The 20,470-nt window shown below is 72.5% G+C and carries 11 protein-coding genes; 3 read left to right on the forward strand and 8 right to left on the reverse strand.

Annotated features, from left to right (window positions below):
• Positions 1 to 100: 100 nt before the first annotated feature.
• Complete coding sequence (locus ABD901_RS16185) at positions 101 to 1,900, forward strand: Hsp70 family protein (RefSeq protein WP_345127535.1); 1,800 nt, start codon at positions 101 to 103, stop codon at positions 1,898 to 1,900.
• A gap of 4 nt (positions 1,901 to 1,904) precedes the next feature.
• On the opposite strand, the gene ABD901_RS16190 is transcribed toward ABD901_RS16185, so the two are convergent.
• From ABD901_RS16190 to ABD901_RS16225, 8 genes are all read right to left on the reverse strand, one after another.
• Entirely contained in the window at positions 1,905 to 3,632 is a 1,728-nt protein-coding gene (locus ABD901_RS16190; protein WP_345127537.1) for an Hsp70 family protein, read from the reverse strand.
• Positions 3,633 to 3,753: 121 nt separating this feature from the next.
• The gene (locus ABD901_RS16195; RefSeq protein WP_345127539.1) at positions 3,754 to 8,700 is read right to left on the reverse strand and encodes a carbohydrate-binding protein; all 4,947 of its coding nucleotides are present in this window, start codon (positions 8,698 to 8,700) and stop codon (positions 3,754 to 3,756) included.
• 14 nt (positions 8,701 to 8,714) lie between these two features.
• Entirely contained in the window at positions 8,715 to 9,428 is a 714-nt protein-coding gene (locus ABD901_RS16200; protein ID WP_345127540.1) for a HoxN/HupN/NixA family nickel/cobalt transporter, read from the reverse strand.
• Positions 9,425 to 10,102, reverse strand: a complete 678-nt coding sequence (locus tag ABD901_RS16205; RefSeq protein WP_345127541.1) for a hypothetical protein — start codon at positions 10,100 to 10,102, stop codon at positions 9,425 to 9,427. Before ABD901_RS16205 ends, ABD901_RS16200 begins: the two co-directional genes overlap by 4 nt.
• Positions 10,103 to 10,211: 109 nt before the next feature.
• Complete coding sequence (locus ABD901_RS16210) at positions 10,212 to 11,852, reverse strand: fucose isomerase (RefSeq protein WP_345127543.1); 1,641 nt, start codon at positions 11,850 to 11,852, stop codon at positions 10,212 to 10,214.
• Positions 11,849 to 14,335: a GH116 family glycosyl-hydrolase gene (locus ABD901_RS16215; RefSeq protein ID WP_345127547.1), complete on the reverse strand. Its 2,487-nt coding sequence runs from the start codon at positions 14,333 to 14,335 to the stop codon at positions 11,849 to 11,851. The genes ABD901_RS16210 and ABD901_RS16215 overlap by 4 nt, the downstream gene beginning before the upstream one ends.
• Positions 14,332 to 15,822 carry an FGGY-family carbohydrate kinase gene (locus tag ABD901_RS16220; RefSeq protein ID WP_345127550.1) on the reverse strand — a complete coding sequence of 497 codons (1,491 nt, stop codon included), beginning with the start codon at positions 15,820 to 15,822 and terminating at the stop codon, positions 14,332 to 14,334. Before ABD901_RS16220 ends, ABD901_RS16215 begins: the two co-directional genes overlap by 4 nt.
• 645 nt (positions 15,823 to 16,467) lie before the next feature.
• Positions 16,468 to 17,439 carry a LacI family DNA-binding transcriptional regulator gene (locus tag ABD901_RS16225; protein WP_345127552.1) on the reverse strand — a complete coding sequence of 324 codons (972 nt, stop codon included), beginning with the start codon at positions 17,437 to 17,439 and terminating at the stop codon, positions 16,468 to 16,470.
• A 180-nt stretch (positions 17,440 to 17,619) separates the two neighbouring features.
• Between ABD901_RS16225 and ABD901_RS16230 the strand changes: the two genes are divergently transcribed.
• Positions 17,620 to 18,726: a glycoside hydrolase family 172 protein gene (locus ABD901_RS16230; protein WP_345127554.1), complete on the forward strand. Its 1,107-nt coding sequence runs from the start codon at positions 17,620 to 17,622 to the stop codon at positions 18,724 to 18,726.
• Positions 18,727 to 18,822: 96 nt separating this feature from the next.
• Positions 18,823 to 20,376, forward strand: a complete 1,554-nt coding sequence (locus ABD901_RS16235; RefSeq protein WP_345127556.1) for a glycoside hydrolase family 183 protein — start codon at positions 18,823 to 18,825, stop codon at positions 20,374 to 20,376.
• Positions 20,377 to 20,470: the final 94 nt, after the last annotated feature.

Raw genomic sequence — 20,470 nt, forward strand, 5'->3', positions numbered from 1 at the left:
GAAATGGGCGATTTCATGAACCGCTACCCGCCGGCGGGCCCGATATGCGCGACCGGCGGGGTGACGGGCGGCGCGCGGGAGTCCGCTACGCTCGCCGTCCATGACGGGTCCTGGGTCACGGCTGGGGATCGACTTCGGCACCTCCACGACCGTGGCGGTGCTGCGCCGGGCCGACGGGCGCGCCGAGCAGCTGCTCTTCGACGGCTCGCCGCTGCTGCCCTCCGCGGTGCTGCTGGGCACCGACGGCCGCCTGTACACCGGCCGCGACGCCGCGCACCTGGCCCGCAGCGCGCCCGAGCGCCTCGAACCCAACCCGAAGCGGCGCATCGACGAGCGCGCCGTGCTGCTCGGCGACGCCGAGGTGCCCGTCACCGACCTCCTCGCCGCCGTGCTCGGCCGGGTCGCCGCCGAGGCCGCCCGGGCCGCCGGGCCGGTGCGCGCGGCGACGCTCACCCACCCGGTCGACTGGGGCCCGGGCCGGCGGGCGGTGCTCACCGCCGCCGCGCACCGGGCCGGGGTCGCCGACGTCGACCTCATCGCCGAGCCGGTCGCCGCGGCGGTCGCGTTCGCCGCCCTGCACGGCGAGGCCCACTTCGGCGGCGGGCACCTGCTCGTGTACGACCTGGGCGCCGGCACCTGCGACGTCACGCTGCTGCGCCGCGGACCGAGCGGCTGGGAGCCCGTCGCCGACGCCGGCCTCGGCAACATCGGCGGCCTCGACGTCGACGCCGCGATCGTCGCGCACCTCGAGACGGTGTACGGCCGGCTGTGGACCGACCCGGCGTCCCGGCTGCGGCTGTGGGACGACGTGCGCTCGGCCAAGGAGATGCTGTCGCGGGCCAGCGGCACCGTCGTCATGGTGCCGGCGCTCGGCCGTGAGGTGCCGCTCGGCCGGGAGCAGCTGGAGGAGCTGGCCCGGCCGGTGCTGCGCCCGACGGTGGCGATGACCGCGGAGCTGCTGCGCACCGCGCGGGTGCACCCGTCCCAGGTCGGCGGGGTCTTCCTCGTCGGCGGTTCGAGCCGGACCCCGCTCGTGGCCACGCTGCTGCACGAGGCGCTCGGCATCGCGCCGGTCGTCGCCGAGCAGCCCGAGCTGGTCGTCGCCAACGGCGCCCTGCGTTCGCAGCCGCCGTCGCCCCTCGCGACGCCGGCGGCGCACCCGGCGCCGGCCGCGCAGCCGGCGCCGGCGGCCCCCGCGGAGCCGGACCCCGAGCCGCTGCCTCGGGTGGTGCCGGCGCGGCGGCGGCGCGGGCTGCTCCCGGTTCTCGTCGCGGTCGTGTCGCTCGCGGTGGCGTTCGCCGCCTTCGCCACGTACATGACGATCACCACGAACGAGGACGACGGCGGCGGCGCTTCGGGCCCGAGCGTCGCGCCGGCGAAGTACGACCTCACCAAGGCGCCGGACGACCTGTGCGCGATCCTGGACCTGACGCCGTTCGCGGCGCTGTACGAGACGCCCGAGCGGCCGGCGGTGCCGAGCCGCAACGTCAACGGCCAGCTCGGCACCGCCAGCTGCGAGGCCGTCCGCGTGCACCAGAAGGGTGCGATCCGCGCGATCTTCGGGGCCTCCGTCTCCGTGCGGGCCGACCCCACCCTCGTGCCGGTGGACTACCGCCAGATCGTCGCCGACACGGCGCGGGTCAACGACGCCCCGGCCGCGGTGCCCGGTCTGGGCGACGAGTCCGTCGTGTTCGCCATGAAGGACTCCTCGAAGCGGCTCGCCACCGATCTCACCCTCGTCGTGGGCGTGCGGGAGAGCAACCTCGTCTGGACGCTGCGGCTGACCCTCACCCGCAGCGACGCCGCCGGCTGGAGCGACAAGGACAGACAGGACCTGCGCGACCGGCTCGTGGCCGTCACCCGCACGGCGCTGCCGAAGGTGACCGCCGCGCTGAGCTGAGCCCTCAGCCCGGCATGTGCGTCGCCGCGTCGATCGTGGCGATCAGATCGGCGTAGTCCTCCACCAGCTGGGCCAGGTTGAGGCGGGCGAGGCGGCGGCGGGCGCCGCGGGCCGTCGGGTCGAGCAGGTGCCGGCGCAGGGCGTCGTCGGCCTGGTCGATCGTGGAGTGCTCGCCGACGAGGTCTTCGACGCCGTCGAGGTCGAGGAAGATGGCCAGCTGCGCGCACAGGTCGCGGCAGCGGCACACGAAGCTCGGCAGCCACGCGTCCGTCGGCCGGCCGAGGTGCTCCAGCAGCAGGTCCAGGTCGTAGCGGACGTCGTCGGAGCCGGTGTTGCGCACCAGCCACGGCGGTGTGGCCAGCAGCGGGTCGCCGCCGGCGCCGGCCGCCGCGGCGTAGCGGGCCAGGGCCGGCGCGTCGGGGAACAGCAGCAGGTTCCCCTCCGGGTCGGCCAGGAAGACGTGCTCGAACACGCCGTGGCTGCCGTGCAGCTGGCCGCGCAGCGTCACGCCCGAGTGCTCGGGCATGTTGATCTCGATCAGCTCCACCATCGTGAGCGCCATCCCCGAAGGCAGCGCAAGCAGCGTAGGTGGTGGCGGTGGCGAAGGAGGAATCACCACTGGACGCGGCGGGACCGGCGCCACCGGCACGATCGGCGCGAACGGCGTGGCCGGCCCGGCGGGTGGGGTCAGTAAGGGCTCGAGGCTGCCGGCCGCGACGACCAGCTCGGGCTGGTCGACGATGCTCGGCGCGATGCCGAGGGCCTGGTGCAGCATCAGGCCCACGAGCGGCATCCGGCTCGCACCGCCGACGAGGACGACGCCGTGGAAGGGCCGCAGCGGCACCGGGCTGGAGGCGATGGTCGTCGCGACGGCGTCGATGGTGCGCCCGATCAGCGGCGTGGCCACCCGCTCGACGTCGGCGCGGGTGAGCACCTGGTCGGCCTCGATGATCGGCAGGTACAGCGTCGTGGAGTCCGACCGCGACAGCATCTCCTTGGCGGCGCGCACGTCGTCCCACAGCTGCCGGCGGGCGGCCCGGTCGGCGACGGTGGCGGGGGTGTCCAGCCGCGCCCAGGCCTCCGGCGTGCCGCACCGGGAGCGCAGCAGCTCGACGATCGCGGCGTCGATGTCCTGCCCGCCGGTGTCGTCCAGCCCGGCGGCGCACAGGACCGTCATCGGGGAGGCGGTGCCGGGCGCGAAGCGCACGACGGCGACGTCGAAGGTGCCGGCGCCCAGGTCGTACACGAGCAGGTCCGTCGGCCCGGGGTGGTGGCGGCGCAGGTGGAACGCGGCCGCGGCGACGGGCTCGGGCACCAGCCGCACCCGCTGCAGCCCGGCGGTGGCCGCGGCCCGCTGCAGGGTGGCCCGGCGGTTGGGCCCCCAGGCGGCCGGGTGGCAGATGGTCGCGGCGGTCACCGGCGCGCCGGCGATGCGGGAGGCCTCGCCGGCGGCCCGCCACAGCAGCGCGCCGAGCAGCGCCTCGACCGTGACCTCGGTGCCGAGGAAGACGGTGCCGTCGTCGATGCGCCGCTTGGGGTTGCCCTCGAAGCGCTCGGGCCGCGCCCGGGCGGAGTGGACCGCGTCGCGGCCGACGACGAGGCCGGCGTCGCCGGCGAAGACGGCGGAGGGCAGCAGCGCGGCGCCGTCGAAGAGGACCGGCTCGATCGTGCCGTCGGGGCGGCGCAGGAACGCGACCGTGCTGGAGCTACCGAGATCGACACCCAGCTCCACCGCGGCACCTCCCCGTTCCCCGTCGTGCCCGCGCACGGGAGCGCCAGCGTAGACGGTGGGCGCAAGCACGGCGATGCCGGCCGGGCACGTGGCCGCCCGGCCGGCATCTTTGGGGGTACCGCTACTTGATCTGCTTCCAGGGTCCGCCGGGGTCGCCGGGTGCCTGGTTGCGGGTGTACCACTTGGCCTCGTAGACGTGGCTGTTGTACGTCGCCCGGTCGCCGGCGTTGTACACCGTCGTGGGCGTCCAGGCCGCCGGGCCACCACCGGGTGACGGCGGCGCGATCTCCTCCCAGGGGCCGTTCGGGTCGCCGGGGGCCTGGTTGCGGGTCCACCAGCGGGCGCGGAACTTCTTGTCCTTGTAGATCGCGATGTCGCCCGAGTTGAAGATGCGCGACGCGGTCCACAGCGCGACGCCGTCCTCGGTCATCGCCTGCTCCTGCCAGGGGCCGTTCGGGTCGCCCGGCTTCTGGTTCTGGGTCCACCACGCCGCGACGTAGACACGCCCGTCGTAGGTGACCTTCGCGTTGCCGTTGTACTGCTTGGCGGCGCTCCACGCCGGCGGCAGGTTCACGGTCACGGTGACCGCCACCTCGGCCGGGTTGAAGGCGTCGCTGCCGGTGTACACCGCGGTCAGCGCGTGGCCGCCGCCGGACAGGCCCGGCGGGAGCTTGAACGTGGCCGTGTCGCCGCTCAGCGCCACCGAGCCGCGCGTCTTGTCGCCCTCGCGCAGCTCGACGGTGCCGGTGACCGGCGCGCCGTCGGTGTCGACCTTGACGGTGACCGTCGCCGCCGTGCCCCAGTCGACGGGCGCGGTCGTCGCCGTGAGCCGCGGCGCGCCCTTGGCGGTGCGGAACACCGCAGGCTGGGCCGCCGCCACGCCGCCGTCGGCGCTCTTCGCGGTGACGATCCAGGCGTACGACGTGGCCGGCGACAGCCCGTTCCAGGCGACCGTGGCCGTCTCACCGGCCCGCAGCTCGTCGGTGCCGATGGTGCCCGCCGGCACGTACGCGGCGAGGGAGTCGGTGGCGAACGAGGTGCGCCGGGTGGTGAGGTCGACCGGCAGGGTCAGGTTGTCCTCCGCGCCGTTGTAGCGCGGCTTGGTCTGGCTGCCGTCCTGGCGGATGTCGTACTCGGTCGCGCCGTAGTTGTTGAGGAACGGCGAGTACGTGTCGATGTGCATCTCGGCGCGCTTGACGTCGAACTGCAGCAGCCGGAGGAAGCTCGCGCCGAACTGCAGCCGGTCGGTCGCCTTGTGATCGGGCGTGCCGTCGCCGTTGACGTCGATGTTGCCGTTAGCGTCGACGAGCGCGGGCCACAGCTGCCCGGCGGGGACCGTGTAGAACTGGTAGTCCGCGAGCAGCTCGACCACGTCGTGCGCCACGGTGACCCCGACGTTCGTCTTCAGGTTGGTGCCGACGCCGTGCTCGTGGCCGGCCAGCACCAGGAAGACGTTCGGGTTGGCCTCGACGACCTGCTTGTACAGCGGCGAGCCGTCCGGCGCCGAGAAGTCCGCGCCGCGCCCGTCGGGGTTGGTCGAGGGCTTCAGGTAGTCGTGCGACAGCAGGATGCCGTTGCGGTCCTTGTACCGCTTGAAGATCGAGTCGGCCCACTTGGCCTCCTGCGGCGTGACGCCGTAGGAGAGCCCGACCGCCACGAAGTCCAGCCCGCCGGCGGAGAACAGCACGTAGTTGTTCTGGTTGTCCTTGCCGGGCGTGACGGTGCCGTCGGCGGCGAACTGCTCGTCCCAGGCGTGGTACTCCGCGCCCGCCGGCCAGCCCTTGGCGACCTGGTAGTAGCGGTCGGCGCTGAACGTCCTGGAGAACCGCGAGTCCGGGCCGGTCTCGGCGCCGAGCTGGTCGTCGTGGTTGCCGGCGATGACCTGGTTGACCACGCCGTGGTCGTCGAGCGTCTGCTGGTACTGCGACGCGAGCGCGAGCTCCCGGTCGACCTCCTCGTTGAGGCCCGGCCGCTGCAGCGAGCCGTCGGCGTTCTTCGCGAGGGGGTCGTAGTAGTCGTTCTCGATGATGTCGCCGGTGTGCGCCGTGTAGGCGATCTTGCGGCCGTCCGAGTTGTCGGCGATCCACTGGGTGGTGTCCTTGTACGCTGCCGCCCAGATCGCCTGCTCCTCGGCCGTCTCGACGTCGGAGGCCTCCTGCTTGCCGTCCCAGTCGTCGTAGGTGCCGCCGGCCGCGCCCTCGGTGAGGTACTGCGTGTCGGTGAAGTGGGCGAGCGCGAAGTCGTACGTGCCCGGGTCCTCGAAGTGGTCCTTGTCCTGCTGTGCGGTGGCGTCGCGCGGCGACAGGTCGTCGGCGAACGGGTCCTCGCCGGTGACGAGGACGTGCACGGTGCCGCCGTCGCGGTAGGCGTCGGCGAGCGCCGCGGCGAGCACGGTGCTGTGCTCCGCCTGGCCGCGCGAACTGGTGAGCACGACCCACTGCTTGGCGGCCGGGTCCCACACGCGCAGGGCGACGACCCGCTCGGGGTCGATGGTGCCCTCCCAGCGCAGCGTCGGGCTCGCGGCGGTGCCGATGCTCAGGTCGTAGCGCTGGAAGACCACGTCCCGGCCGGACGGCGTGTCGATGCTCTGCCCGTCCAGGGGCCGCAGCGACTCCAGCTTCACGCCGCCGTCGTGTGCGACGTCGAGCGTGGTCGGCACCGCGGTCGCCGTGCCCTGGTACCCGCCGGAGGGCAGCACGACGTCGGCCTTGGTGAACGTGGCGGTGAGCGCCACGCCCGCCGCGCCCGGGACCCTGGCCGACAGGTTGGCGCTCGGCACGTTGGTGCCGGACACCGCGGCGGCGAGGTCGGTCGGGACGTCGGGGATGTTGGCGCTGGTGAAGTGGACCTGCCGGGTGGCAGTGTTGCCGAGCGTGTCGGTCGCCGTCACCGCGAGCGTGTGCGCGCCGGCGGGCAGGCCGCGGCCGATCTGGTCGCCCTGCGCCACCGCCTTGCCGTCCACCGTGATGACCGGCTTGCCGGCCACGCCGGAGGCGTCCTTGATCTTGACCATGAGCGCGACGGTCGAGGTGAGGTTCTGCCCCTCGGCCGGGACGCTGCTGTCGACCTCGGGCGCGGTGTTGTCCACCTTGAACGTGCGGGTCGACGCCAGGTCGCCCACGACGGCCTTGATGGTGTGCGCGCCGTCGGCGAGCGTGGTGGTGTCCACGTCGGCGCGGCGGCCGAGCGCGCCGGCGCCGGCGACGTCGAACATGATGGTCTTGTCCAGCACCGAGTTGAAGCTGCTGCCGCAGGTGCCGTCGCCGATGTAGACGGTCACCGGCTGGCCGGCCGGGTAGCTGGCCGAGCCGATGGTGACGGTGTTCTCGGCGATCTGCCTGGTCAGCTGGGTCGCGGTCGCGCCGACCGGCGCCAGCTGGAAGTCGCGCAGGGTGAAGTCGTCGTAGTTGTCGCAGCCGCCGGCGTTGGCGCTGCCGTGGTCGCTGCCGGCGACGAACTCGACGGTGTTGACGCCGGGCACCAGCCACTCGTTCGGGAAGGAGAGGTCGGCGACCTCCTTCTCCCAGATGCCGAGGTCGAGCGGGATGCCGTTGATGAGCACCTTGTTGTCGAAGCCGCTGTCGGCGCCGTTGCCGCCGATGAAGACCCGCAGGTGCGCGTCGCCGGCCGCGGCGAGCGTGTCGATGGTCCGCGTCGTCGGTGCGCCGGCGACGTCGAAGTGGAACTCGGCCTCCTTGTTGGGGCCGCAGGTGCCGTCGCCGAGGGCGAGGGAGGCGTCGGTGGTCGGCGTCCGGGTGACCGTGGTGCCGCTGGTGGTCACCAGGTATGTCGTGCCGGGCGTCACCGTGCCGGCGGTGCCGAGCGCGAGCAGCGTCGCGGCCCGGGTGAGCTTGAAGTCGTCGTGGTTGGCGCAGGTGGCGCCGCCGGACGTGCCGTTGTAGTCGCCGGTCTTGACCTGCACGACGTTGTCGCCGAGGCGCAGGAAGCGGTTCGGGAACTTGACCGCCGCGGTCTCCTGGCCGGCCACGCCGTAGTCGCCGCCGAGGTCGACGCGGTTGCCGTTGACGAGCAGGTAGTTGTGGTACTTCGCCTCGGCGGAGTTGCCGGCCTCGAGGGTGAGCCCGAGCGTGGCGGTGCCGGCCGCCAGGGTCTCGGCGTTCTCGGCCGGGCGGTCGTCGATCGCCAGGGATTCCACGCCGCTGGTACCGCCGGACAGGGCGGCGATGACGGGCCGGGTGCCGCGCACCAGCGCGCCGTCGGCCGGGGTCACCTTCGGCGCGCCCGCCGGGGCGTTGTTCACGCTGACGGCGACGCGGGTGGTGGCGCCGGACTTCGTGGTCGCCGCGACGGTGTGCGGGCCGTTGGCGAGCTTCGTGGTGTCGAGGTCGGCGCCGAGGCCGGCGGTGCCGCCGGGGGTGCCGGACACGACGAAGGTCAGGTCCTGGTTCAGCAGGTGCGGCGAGCTGCCGCAGGTGCCGTCGCCGAAGCTGTAGCTGAAGGTGTTCTGCTCGCCGTCGGCCACGACGCCGAGCAGGCTCAGGCTGAGGCTGCTGAGCGGGAAGTCGTCGTAGTTGGGGCAGCGCAGGCCCTCGCCGAACGGCAGCTGGTTCACGCCGACGGCGGCGGTGTTGGTGGTGTCCACCCAGTTCCAGCCGGCGTGCACGGTGACCGTGTTGGCGCCGGGGTGCAGCCACTCGCCGGGGAAGTCGAGGGAGCCCGCCCGGCCGCCGGGGATGTCCGGGAAGTAGACCCGGTCGGCCTCGGCGGTGTGGTCGTTGACGGTGATGTAGTTGTGGTAGCGGGCCTCGGTACCGTTGCCGCCCATGTCGAATGCGAAGTGCGCGGTGCCGGCCGTGGGCTTTGCCGCCACCGGCGTGCCGTCGACGCTCAGCGTCACGACCGAGTCGTTCTCGATGGTCGGCTCGGCGTCGACGCGGGCCGTGCCCTCGAGGGTCTGCCCGTCGCTCAGGTTCACGACCGGCGCGCCGGTGGCGCCCGCGGGCGCGCCCTCGGCGCCGGCGGTGTCCGGGCCGATCGCGGCGCTGGTCGCGCCGACCAGCGCGACGGCGAGCGCGGAGGCTATCGCCCGCCGCATTCGGTGCCTCATGGTGCGGTATCTCCTTAGCTGAGCGTGACCAAGTGGAACGCGGACACTGCGACGAGGCCGGCGCCGACGAGGGTGATGCCGGCGGCGGCGAGCACGGGGGCCACGCGGGTGGCCAGGCGCAGCAGCGAGCGCGACCTGGCGCCGCGCTCGACGAGGGAGCTGCCGGCGACGGCGAGGGCGCCGACGCCGAAAAGGACGACGGCCATGCCGATGCCGAAGGTGAGCACGAGCAGCAGCGCGAAGCCTGCGCGGCCGATGAACAGCCCGGTCGCGAGGACGAGGAACGCGGCCGGCGACGGTGTCAGCCCGCCGGAGATGCCCAGCAGGAACAGCCCTGGACGTTTGTGTTCATGGTGGTGTTCATGGTGGTGGTGTCGGTGGAGGTTTCTTCTCGTCAACCACAGCCCGGTCCCGAGCACGATGAGCCCCGCTGCCAGCTGCAACCATGTGGTGAGCTGCTCCATCCGCAGCACGTCGGACAGCGAGAGGAACGTCCACGCCAGGCCGATCACCAGGACCGACAGGGTGTGCATGACGGCGACCGAGCCGCCGAGCCATGCGGCGTCACGGATGCGGCCGCGGGAGCCGGCGAGGTAGGCGGCGGCGAGGCTCTTGCCGTGCCCGGGCGTCACCGCGTGGCCGGCGCCGGCGGCGAAGGCGAGCACGAACGCGATCGCCGGCACGCCCGGCGAGTGCAGGACGTCCTGGAGCCGGTCCGCGAGGCTCATCGCCGCGCCCGCCTGACTCGCCGGGTGACGAGGAACGCACCGGCGGCGACCAGCAGGACGCCGGCGACGACCGCCGAGAGCTGCACGGCGGCGCTGCGGCCGAGATCCGGGGTGGACGCCGCGGGCGCGGCGCCGAGCGCCCAGTCGTGCGAGTCGGCGCCCTGGCGGTAGACGGCCCGCTCGCCCGCCGGGCCGGTGGCCAGGGTCTGGTACGCCGGGTTCAGGTCCGTGAGCATCCGAACGACCACCGAGGCGGTGCCGACCGGCGCGGGGCAGGCGTAGTCGACGGTGACGCCGGCCTTCGCGAGGTCGGCGGGCGGCTCGACGGTGCCGGCGCAGGCCCGCCCGCCGTTCGCGACGGTGATCTGGCGCAGCAGGTAGGCCGAGAACGCCGGCGCCGGCCCGATCGCGGCCGCGTCGGCGTCGCGGTAGAACACGGCGCCGTCGAGCATCACCCGGTCCTGCGGCAGGACGCCGAGCGAGACGCCGAGGAGGGTCAGGTCGTCGAGGCCGCCGACCTTCCAGCGCACCCGGACGACTTCGGGGCGTGCGGCGTCGGCCGAGACGGTGACGGTCTGGGGATCGCCGAACGGGTGCGCCGCGGCAGGCGTGGGTGCGACGAGCACGGCCGCCAGCGCGAGGGTGCCCGCGAGGAGGCGTCCGAGCTGTGCCAAGGAGAACGCTCCGTGAGTGCGAAATCGGTTGCGCCGGGCAAGTCTGCCCGGCACAACCGGAAACTCACAGGCTTCGCTCAGCCAGCAACAGGCAACGGCAACGTGAACATCAGATCTTGACGTCGCCGCACAGGTGGACGACCAGGCCCAGTTCCTGGAACAGCGCCGCCTTGGCCAGCAGCGCCCGGTCGGCCGCGTCGGCGTCCGGCGCGTAGGCGACCTGCACGTGGTTGGCCTTGTGCCGGGCCATCAGCTGGTCGCGGCCGACCCCGTGCAGGACGGCGTGCATGATGGGCCACTGCCGGTCGGTGGCGTCGAGGCGCCGCTGCGTCTCCTCCGCGGGCAGGCTGCGCACGTGCGCGCGGCCAAGGTCGACGTGCAGGACGCTGTCCATGATGAACACCCGCGACCAGACGATCTCGCCGGGCTTGGACACGCCGCTGAGCGTGCCGCCGCCGAGCGGGAAGAACATCGGCGGCTGGCGCATGCTGTAGCTCTTGTCGTAGCCGCCGTTGTGCGAGGCCGGCACCGAGCCCGAGATCTCGAAGACCCAGACGAACTCGCCCTCGTAGTCCTGGCCCCACCGGATGTCGTGCAGCGTGGTCGCCGGGTCGAAGCCCATGGCGTTCCACAGCCGGTTGGTGACCAGCGCGTCGACGGCGACGCCCTCGTCGACCTCGTTGAAGTGCGGCAGCGGCGCGCCCGCGTAGAGCTCGCGGGACCCGTCGCGGCTGCGCACCGGCGGGCGCTCCACGTTGTTGAGCAGCCCCTCGGCGAGGTCGCTGGCCGGCACCGTGTCCTTCAGGCCCTGCTGGTACTGGATGCCCACGGCGTCGAGCCCGAAGTCGTCGCTCATGCGCAGCGCCGCGATGTACATCTTGAACTGGCTCGTCACCTGCGCCTCGGTGAGCTCGCTCGCCTCGTCGGTGCCGAAGTGGAACGTGAAGCCGCGCTCGTCGAGCCAGGCCCGCACCGCGGCGGCCTCGTCGTCGCCGACCCGGTTCATCTCCGCCACCAGGGCGCTCTGCGACAGCCGCTCCTTGTAGATGCCCAGCGGGTTGAGCAGCTCGTCGTCGAAGATGGCGTTGTACATGCCCATGCAGCCCTCGTCGAAGACGCCGATGACGGCCTTCTCGTCGCGCAGCTGCCGGGCCAGCGCCGCGCCGAGCACCACCTCGGGCTGCTGCTCGGGAAGCGGCGGCAGGTCGCGCACGTGCGACAGGTCGTGCACCACCTCGCCGGTGTCGAGCCACTGCCGCAGCCCGTCGACCGCCCACGCGTCGGTGAAGTCCTCGCTCCACAGCGCCGAGTGGTGCACGCCGGCCTTGGTGAGGCTGGCGGTGAGGTTGAGCAGGCCCACCAGGCCCGGGAAGCCGCCGGACCAGTTGGCCACGATGAGGATCGGGCCCTCGTGGGTGCGCAGGCCGGCCAGGACGTGGTGGCTGTACTGCCACACCGCCTCCACGACGATCAGCGGCGCGTCGCGCGGGATCGTCTTGAACACCTCGATGCCCATGCGCTGGCTGTCGATGAAGCCGTGGCCCTTGCCCGCGTCGAACGGGTGGGTGCGCCGGGCCTGCCAGCTCAACCGGCCCAGCGCCGCCGCGACGTCGGCCTCGAGCTTCTCCTGGGTGGGCCAGCAGCGGAGGTTGGCGCTCGGCCGGAGGTCGCCGCTGGCCACCAGGTAGGCGGTGGCGGGCTCGGTCGCGGGCCGCCGCAGCGGTACCGGCAGCGTATATGGACTCGTCATTTCTCCTCCGGTGGAGTCGTGGGTGCGGGTGCAGTGAGCGGGAAGGCGTCGCCCGCGCGAAGGGAGACGCCGGTGGCCTCGAGGCGGCCGAGCGACGGGTGCTCGACGACGAGCCGGGCCAGGTCGAGGGACCCGCCGTGCAGCGCCAGCGCGGCGCCGCCGGGGCCGACCTCGACCTCGCCCCAGCCGCGGCCGGTGGTGAACACGGAGCGCATCACGGTGGCGTCGAGGCGGGGGCGGACGGTCAGGGTGGCCGAGGGCGCGTCGTAGTCGACGCCGCTGAGCGCGAGCACGGGCCCCCAGCTGGCCAGCGACCGTGCGTAGTGGTTGCCGCACTCGGCCTCGTTCCACGGGCTGCGGCGCCGGCCGTCGTGGCGCTCGCGCACCGCGCGCACGATGCGCAGCCCTTCCTCGGCGAGGCCCTCGTAGATGAGATGGGTGGCGACCTGGTACTCGATGCCGGTCCACACCTCGTCGCAGTAGACGAACGGGATGCGGGGCCGCCCGCCGTGCGGCCACGTGCACAGCAGCAGCCCGGCCTCGTCACCGAGCGCATAGGTGCGCTGCACGCTGTGGTGCTCCGAGAGATCTTCCCGGAAGTTGTACCGCGAGACGGCGCCGATCGCCGAGCGCACATGGTCGGCGGGCAGTACGTGACCGAGCCCGACGATGTGCGCCAGCTGCTGCCCGAGCAGCTGGTCGCTGAGGCACCCGCGCCCGTACTGATAGCGGTGCTCGTTGACGTCGTCGATGCGTTGCTCGTAGTACTCGCCGTTGTACAGCAGCGCGTCCATCCGTTCGGCGCAGTGTGTCGCGGCCGCCCGGTAGCGATCGGCGACGGCGTCCTCACCGAGGTGCGCGGCCATGCGAGCGCCCGCGTGCAGCGCCGCCACGAACATCGAGTTGGCGAGGGAGTTGGGCCCGAAGAACTCGATGTCGTACGTGTTGTGCTGCTTGCTGTCGAGCACCCCGTCACCGTCGGCGTCCCACTCGGTGAACGCGAAGTCCAGGGCCCGCTTCGCGCCCGGGAACAGCCGTGCGAGCCACTCGTCACCGCCACCGAACCGCCACTCGCGGTAAAGCCGCACGACGGCGCCGAGCTGCCCGTCGACGGCGGGGTGGAAGTCCCACGCCGCGTTACCGAACACGCTGTTGGCGCGGAAGTTCATCCGCCCGTCCTCGCGCGTCTCGTGCAGGAACTCGGTCGTGCGCGCGCTGCGCTCCAGCTCCGGGAAGAGAAACGCCATCGACTGCGCGTAGTTCCACACGTGCGTGCAGGTGCCTTCGCAGCTGCCCGCATGGTCGAAGCTGCCCTCCCAGGCGGCGAACACCCCGCCTTCGAGCCGGAAGCACGTGGTGCTGCGCAGCGCCGCGAGGTTGGCCGCCGCGGCGTCGACGACCTCGGTGGGCAGGGTGCCGCCGTGCAGCGCGCGGTGGAAGGCGCGGGTCGCGCCCTCCAGCTCCGGCAGCTCGGCCGCGAGGTGCCGCGCCACCGCCCACGCGTCGGCGAACCGCGTCGCGTAGTGGTTGCGCACCACGTCACCGGCGCCGGCGTTGTCCAGCCCGATGTTGCCCTGCCAGGCCCGCGCCCGGTTCGGGAAATGCCAGGTGAGCAGGAACTCGAAGTCCCGCTCGGCCCCCGGTTCGAGGCGGGCGACGATCCCGAGCGACCCGACGCGCAGCCGCGTGAACCAATCCGGGTGCGGCGGCGGGTCGAGGCTCTCCACGTCCTCCACGTCCAGCCGCCCGTCGGCGCGCAGGTCGTCCCAGAACACCTGGACGCCGTCCTGCCAGAACCCGCTGAGCCACTGCGGCTTCGCCGTCACGTCCGCATCGGTGGTGCTGAGCGCCGCGCTGCCGAAGCGCAGGTCGCCTTCGTCGAGATCGGTCCCGAACCGGATGCCGCGCAGCAGCCCGTCGTCGACCCACTCGTTGCGCGGATGCCCTTCGAACTCCGGAAAGTTGAAGACGTTGCGCCGCACGATCCCGACGGGGTTGGCCATCGACCCGACCACGGTCACGTCGGCCGCTTCGTCCGACGTGTTCTTCACGGTGTACCGCAGGACGGCGCCCGGCAGCCCGGAGGCATCCGCGTCGAGCGGCACGAACGGCGTGAACGCGCTCAGCGCGACCTCGACGCCGAGGACCGGATCCCCGAGCTCGACACGCAGCAGCGGATACTCACCGCGCATGGCGCTGCCGGCCAGCCGCGGCAGCCCCGCGAGCCTCCCCGCGTCGTACCCTTGGTCCCCCTCGTGCGGCGGCCGGAGCTTGCCTTCGAGCACGCGGGTGACGGCTTCGCGGTTGTCTGCGGCAACCCGGATGGCGAAGAACGTGAACGGCAGGCTCGCACCCTTGTCCGGCGCGTTGGCCAGCTCCCAGTCCCGCAGCTCCCCGCGCGCCCCGACCGACACGTTGCCGGTCCCGATCCCCCCGAGCGGAAACGCCGCCGCGGCGGCCCCGCCGTCCAGCACCCGGCTCATGAACGCCCCGCCTCGGAGGCGAGGGCGTGCGCGATGCGCTCGGTCGCCGGGTACAGCTCGAGGTACAGCCGGTAGAGCTCGTCGTACTTCGCGGTGGCCGCCGGGTCCGGTTCGACCGTCTCCACGACGGGGTTCCAGTCCCCGATCGCCACGTCGTGCCCCGCCTTGGCGGCCAGGAACGCTGCCCCGTAGCTGGCCCCGATGGTCTTGTCCGGGATGAGCTGCGCCCGCCCGGTGACGTCGGAGACGATCCGCGCCCACAGCCCGCCCTGCGTCCCGCCGCCGACGGCGACGATCCGCTCGATCCGCCCGCCGGCCGCCTCGATCGCCTCGATGTTGTGCCGCACCCCGAACGCCGTGGCTTCGAGCGCGGCCCGGTACAGTTCCCCGCGCCCGTGCTCGACCGTCAGCCCCGCGATGACACCGCGCGCATCCGGATCGGCGATCGGCGTGCGCTCCCCCGCGAAGTACGGCAGCATCAGCAGCCCGCGCGCCCCCACCCCCGAACGTTCGGCTTCGGCGAGCAGCTGCGGGTAGCCCGGCCGGGCGAACAGGTCGTGCAGCCACGATGTGATGGCCCCCGAGGTCGCCATCCCGGCCGCGAGGTTGCGCGTCCCCGGAAACGCCCCCGTGGTCCCCCACAGCACTCCCGAGGCGTTGCGCACTTCGGTGGTGTGGATGAGGAACATCGTCGTGCCGTACATCAGCATCAGGTCCCCGACCCGATGCGCCCCGACGCTGACCGCCTCCGACCAGGCGTCGATCGTCCCCCCGATGACGGGCGTGCCCGCCTTGAGCCCGGTGACCGCGGCGGCCTCGCCGCTGACACCACCGACGACGTCCCCCGGCCACACGAGCGGCGGCAGCTCGACGCCCCCACGCACCAGATCCGCCCAGTCCCGATACCACTCGAGCCTTTCGGCGTCGTACATCGGCGTGCACTGACTGGCGGAGTGCTGGTCGAGGTAGTAGCTCCCGGTGAGCTTCCACCCCAGCCAGTTGGACGGCATGAACAGCCGCCGGCTACGCCCCCAGACCTCGGGTTCGTGCTCGGCCAGCCACGCGAGCTTGGGCCCCACACTCTGCGTCGACAGCGCGGACCCGCTTCGCTCGCGGATGGCGTCCCCGCCACCCAGCTCTTCGGTCAGCCGCGCAATCTGCGCCGTGGCGCGGGTGTCAACGCCGTAGAGGATCCCGGCCCGCAGCGGCGCCCCCGCTTCATCGGCCACGACAACGCACGGCCCCATCCCGCTGACCCCGACGGCCACGACGTCCGGCGCCCCTTCGGCAGCGAGCAGCTCCCGGACGATGGACACGGCTTCGTCCCACCAGGTGCCCGCATCCATCTCCACCTGCCCATTACGGGGCCGGCTCACGTCATGCCCGCGGGTCGCGGTAGCGAGGATCGCCCCCTGCAACGAGACGAGCACGCCTTTGGTGCTCGAGGTCCCGACGTCGATGCCGACGACCGCGGCGCTGTTCGTCATGGAGCCAAGATGGCAGAAATCGATTTCACCGTCAATGCCGCCCCCCGCCCGACGCCCCTCGGGGAACCCCCACGCTCCCGCACCAGCCCCCGGATTCCCTTACCACCAGCCACATCGCGCCCCGACGCCCACCGCACCCGCACCACAGCCACCCGCGAACGCCCCCGTCCGCCCCCGTTCGTCACGAACACGTTCGCGGAAGGCCCACAACACACGTTCGTCACGAACACCTTCGCGGAAGGCCCACAACACACGTTCGCCACGAACAAAACGCCGCCTACGGCCTGGCACGCACCCTGCATGCGCTACCGCACTCCGCAGGTGCGCTGCCAGGCCGTGCCGCGACGACGCCAGGCAAGGCGTGACGGCGCCGGGCTGGGCCGTGACGACGGCGGGCGAGGCGTGAAGGCGTGACGGGGCAGAGCGAGGCGTGATGCAGCGGAGCGGGGCAGGGCGGGCCGTGACGAAGCTGGGCGAGGCGGGCCGTGACGCGGCGGGGGGCGAGGCGGGGCCTGGGCGGGCTGGCTGGGCCTGGGCGGGGCTGAGCCTGGGCCTGGGCGGGGCTGAGCCTGGGCCTGGGCGGGGCTGAGCGGGCCTCGGCGGGGACGGGGGGCCGGGGGACGGCAGGGCGGGGGCGGGGCGGGGCTAGCGAGGGGCGATGCGGTTACGTAGGACGATCGTGCGGGCCGGCTGGTCGTCGCCGTTGATCCGTTCCAGTAGCAGGTTGGCCGCCGTCGTGCCGATCAGCCTTGCCGGGAGGTGGACGACCGTGATGGGCAGGGGGACCAGCGGGACGAACGGGAGGTCGCCGAAGATGGCCAGGCCCGTGCGCGGGGGGAGGATGCCGCGCTCGGCAAGGACCTGCAGGGCGCCGACGCTCATGAGGTTGTTCGCCACGAAGACCGCGTCCGGGGGTTCGGGGAGCTCCAGCAGCTCGGCCATCGCCTGCTCGCCGCCGTCGACGCGGAAGTTGGCGTAGCGCAGGAGGGACGGGTCGACGGGGGCGCCGGCTGCGGTCAGGGCGTCGGCCCAGCCGTCCGCGCGGCCCGTTGCCGTCTCGACGTCCTGGGGGCCGGTGATGCAGGCGATGCGGCGGTGGCCCGCCTCGAGCAGGGCCTTCGTGGCCGAGCGGCCGCCCGCGCGGTTGTCGACGGTGACCGCGTCGATGTCGAAGCCGTGCGGGCCGCGGTCCACCGCGACGACCGGGCGGCCGCGTTCGATCAGCTCGCTGACGTCGCTGTGGTCGCCTGCGGCGGCGAGGATGACGCCGGCCATGTTTGCGCCGATGGCGATGTCGAGGTACCGCGCCTCTTTGTCATGGTCTTCGTCCGTGTTGCACAGCACGACCGAGTAGCCGGCGGCCTGGGCCACGTCCTCCACGCCGCGGGCCAGCGAGGTGAAGAACGGGTTTTCGATGTCCGGGATGACCAGCGCTATGACCTCGGAGTTCTGCCTCCGCAGGGTCCTCGCGGTGCGGCTCGGGCGAAACGACAAGGCTTCGGCGGCCTCGCGCACGCGCTTGGAGCGCTCGGGACTCACGTTCATCCCGTTCATGACGCGCGAGACGGTCGCCGGGGAGACGCCGGCCAAGCGGGCAACCTCGTAAATCGTCGACATGACTCCCCTGTCCGGGCCCGGTGCCACCGTACCTGCGAGTTTATCCGTTGCCCGCCGCCGCGATTGACACGCTACCCGCGGGAGCCTACAGTCCGATGAAATCGATTGCACGCTATTGTGATCACCCATACGCCTACGGCGCGGCGGACGGGCCGCTCTGGCAAGGGAGTCTCGAACCTCATGAAGCCTATTTCGCGGTTGCGGGCCGTACGGACGCGCTCGATCAGCCCGGAGAACTTCGACGGATCGGCGGGTGGCGGAGGGCGCGCCACCGACGGCACCGGGGCCTTGTGCGCCCGCGACCTCGGGCCGGGCTGGAAGATCTCGCCGAGCGTCGACGTCGAGCCGGGCGCCACGTTCACGCTCGGGGAGATCCAGGGGGCCGGCAAGGTCACGCACTTCTGGATCACCACGCACAAGGACAACTGGCGCACCCTGCTGCTGCGCGCCTACTGGGACGGCTCGCAGGAGCCCGCCGTCGAGGTGCCCTACGGCGACTTCTTCTGCAACGGCTGGGGCGAGTTCACTCAGGTCAACTCGCAGATGATCGCCGCCAACCCGCACGGCGGCTTCAACTCCTACTGGCCGATGCCGTTCCAGACCGGCGCGCGGTTCACGATCGAGAACCTCTCCGAGCAGACCGTCCGGGTGTACTACCAGATCAGCTACGAGATCGGCGGCGACTACGACGGCGAGGGCTACTTCCACGCCCAGTGGCGGCGCAGCAACCCGCTGGAGTACCTCAAGACCCACGTCCTGCTCGACGACGTCGCCGGCGCTGGGCACTACGTCGGCACGTATCTGGCCTGGGGCGTCAACAGCAACGGCTGGTGGGGCGAGGGCGAGATGAAGTTCTACCTCGACGACGACGAGGAGTTCCCCACCATCTGCGGCACCGGCACCGAGGACTACTTCGGCGGTGCCTGGAACTTCGACATCCCCGGCAAGGGCTACACCGAGTTCTCCACCCCGTACCTGGGCATGCCGCAGGTCATCCGCCCCGACGGGCTCTACGTCAGCCAGCAGCGCTTCGGGCTGTACCGCTGGCACGTGCCCGACCCGATCCACTTCGCGACCCGTCTGCGCGTCGAGGTGCAGGCGCTGGGCTGGCGCTCCGGCTGGCGCTACCTGCCGCTGCGCGACGACATCGCGTCCACGTCGGTGTTCTACCTCGACCGGCCGGCGACCAACCGCCCGCCGACGCCGAGCGCCGACGACCTGGAGATTCATTTAGGCGCCGCACCGGTGCCCGACCTCGGCGCACAGCCGCCCCGGCCGCCGTCCTGACCGAGGCACGACACCAACAGCGCGCCCCACGATCGCGGGTCCGGACAACCGTGCCGCACAAGGCGGCGCGGCGGGACCCGAGGTAAGGAGCCCGCAGTGTCCCTACCAAGCAAGCTGCGCAGGACCGCCGCCGCCACGGTGGTTCTCGCCCTCACCACCGCCGGCCTCGTCGCAATCGCCGCGGCACCGGCCCTGGCCACGTCGGCGCACACGCCGGCGAGCCTCGTCGAGAAGCTCACGGGGCCCGACGGCCCGAACAACACCTGGGGCCGGTGGAACGTCAAGGCCACCGACCTCGGCATCCTGTGGGACAACGGCGCCGGGCAGGTGCTGTCGGCGTTCGGCGACACCTTCGGCGACGCGTGGGTCGGACCGGGCGGCGGCGCCCTCGGCCCCGGCGACGCCAACTGGCGCAGCAACGTCCTGCTGCGCTCGGGCGACACCGACCTGGCCGACGGCATGCACTTCGACAGCGCGGTCACCTGGGCCGACGGCCGGGCCCGGGAGGTCGTGCCGGGCCTGCACCAGCCCGACGGCACCGGCGAGGTGACCAAGATCCCGACGGCGGGCATCTCGGTCGGCACGCGGCAGTACATGTCGTTCATGTCGGTGCGCCACTGGGGCGCGCCCGGGCAGTGGGACACCAACTACGCCCGGATCGCGTACTCCGACGACAACGGCACCACCTGGTCCACGGCCGGCACGCCGACGTGGAACAACCCGGGGTTCGCCGACCGCTTCCAGATGCAGGCGTTCGCGCGCAACGGCGGCTACGTCTACGTCTACGGCACGCCGAGCGGCCGGCTCGGCAGCGCCTACGTGGCCCGCGTGCCCGAGGCGCAGATGCTGACCCAGAGCGCGTACCAGTACTGGAACGGCAGCACCTGGGTCACGGCCAACGAGTCCGCCGCGGTCGCGATCGTCGGCGCGCCGGTCTCGGAGCTGTCGGTGCGCTACGACGGCTGGAGCGGCAAGTGGCTCATGATGTACCTGCAGGGCGAGGACATCATCCTGCGCAGCGCCACCAGCCCGCAGGGTCCGTGGAGCGGCGCTCAGGTGGTGGTCAGCTCGGCCGACTACCCGGGCCTGTACGGCGGCTTCATGCACCCGTGGAGCTCCGGCGGCACGATCTACTTCACCATGTCGCAGTGGGACCCCTACAACGTGTACCTGATGAAGGTCCAGATCAACGCGGCGGCGCAGATCGTCAACCCGAACCTCATGGGTGACCCGAGCTTCGAGCGGGGCGCGCTCAACGGCACGGGCACCGGCGGGTTCTGGGCGTGCAACGGCAACTGCGGCATCGACAACGCGCACTGGGGCTACTCGGGCGACCGCAACGGCTTCGCGCGGTACAACCACGGCTGGCAGGACGTGCACCAGACGGTGCCGGTGACCGCCGACACCAGCTACCGGCTGACCGGGTGGCTGCGCACGTCGCCGAACAGCGACAACGGGTTCTTCGGCGCGCGGGGCACCGACGACGTCGTCATCTCCGAGGCGCACTTCGTGTCGGTCGGGCCGTGGACGAGGTTCGTGGTGAACTTCAACAGCGGCAACCGCACCGCCGTCGTGGTCTACGGCGGGGTGTGGACCGACCACGGTGACATCTGGATCCAGCTCGACGACTACTCGCTCGTGAAGGTCTGATCCTGAGCACGACGATGGCCACGTCCACAATGGACGTGGCCATCGCCGCTCGTACCGGAGCGGGTCTGTGCGCGGACCTGGCGTGGCCCGGGAG

The sequence above is a fragment of the Dactylosporangium darangshiense genome (assembly GCF_039537565.1).
Classification (GTDB): domain Bacteria; phylum Actinomycetota; class Actinomycetes; order Mycobacteriales; family Micromonosporaceae; genus Dactylosporangium; species Dactylosporangium darangshiense.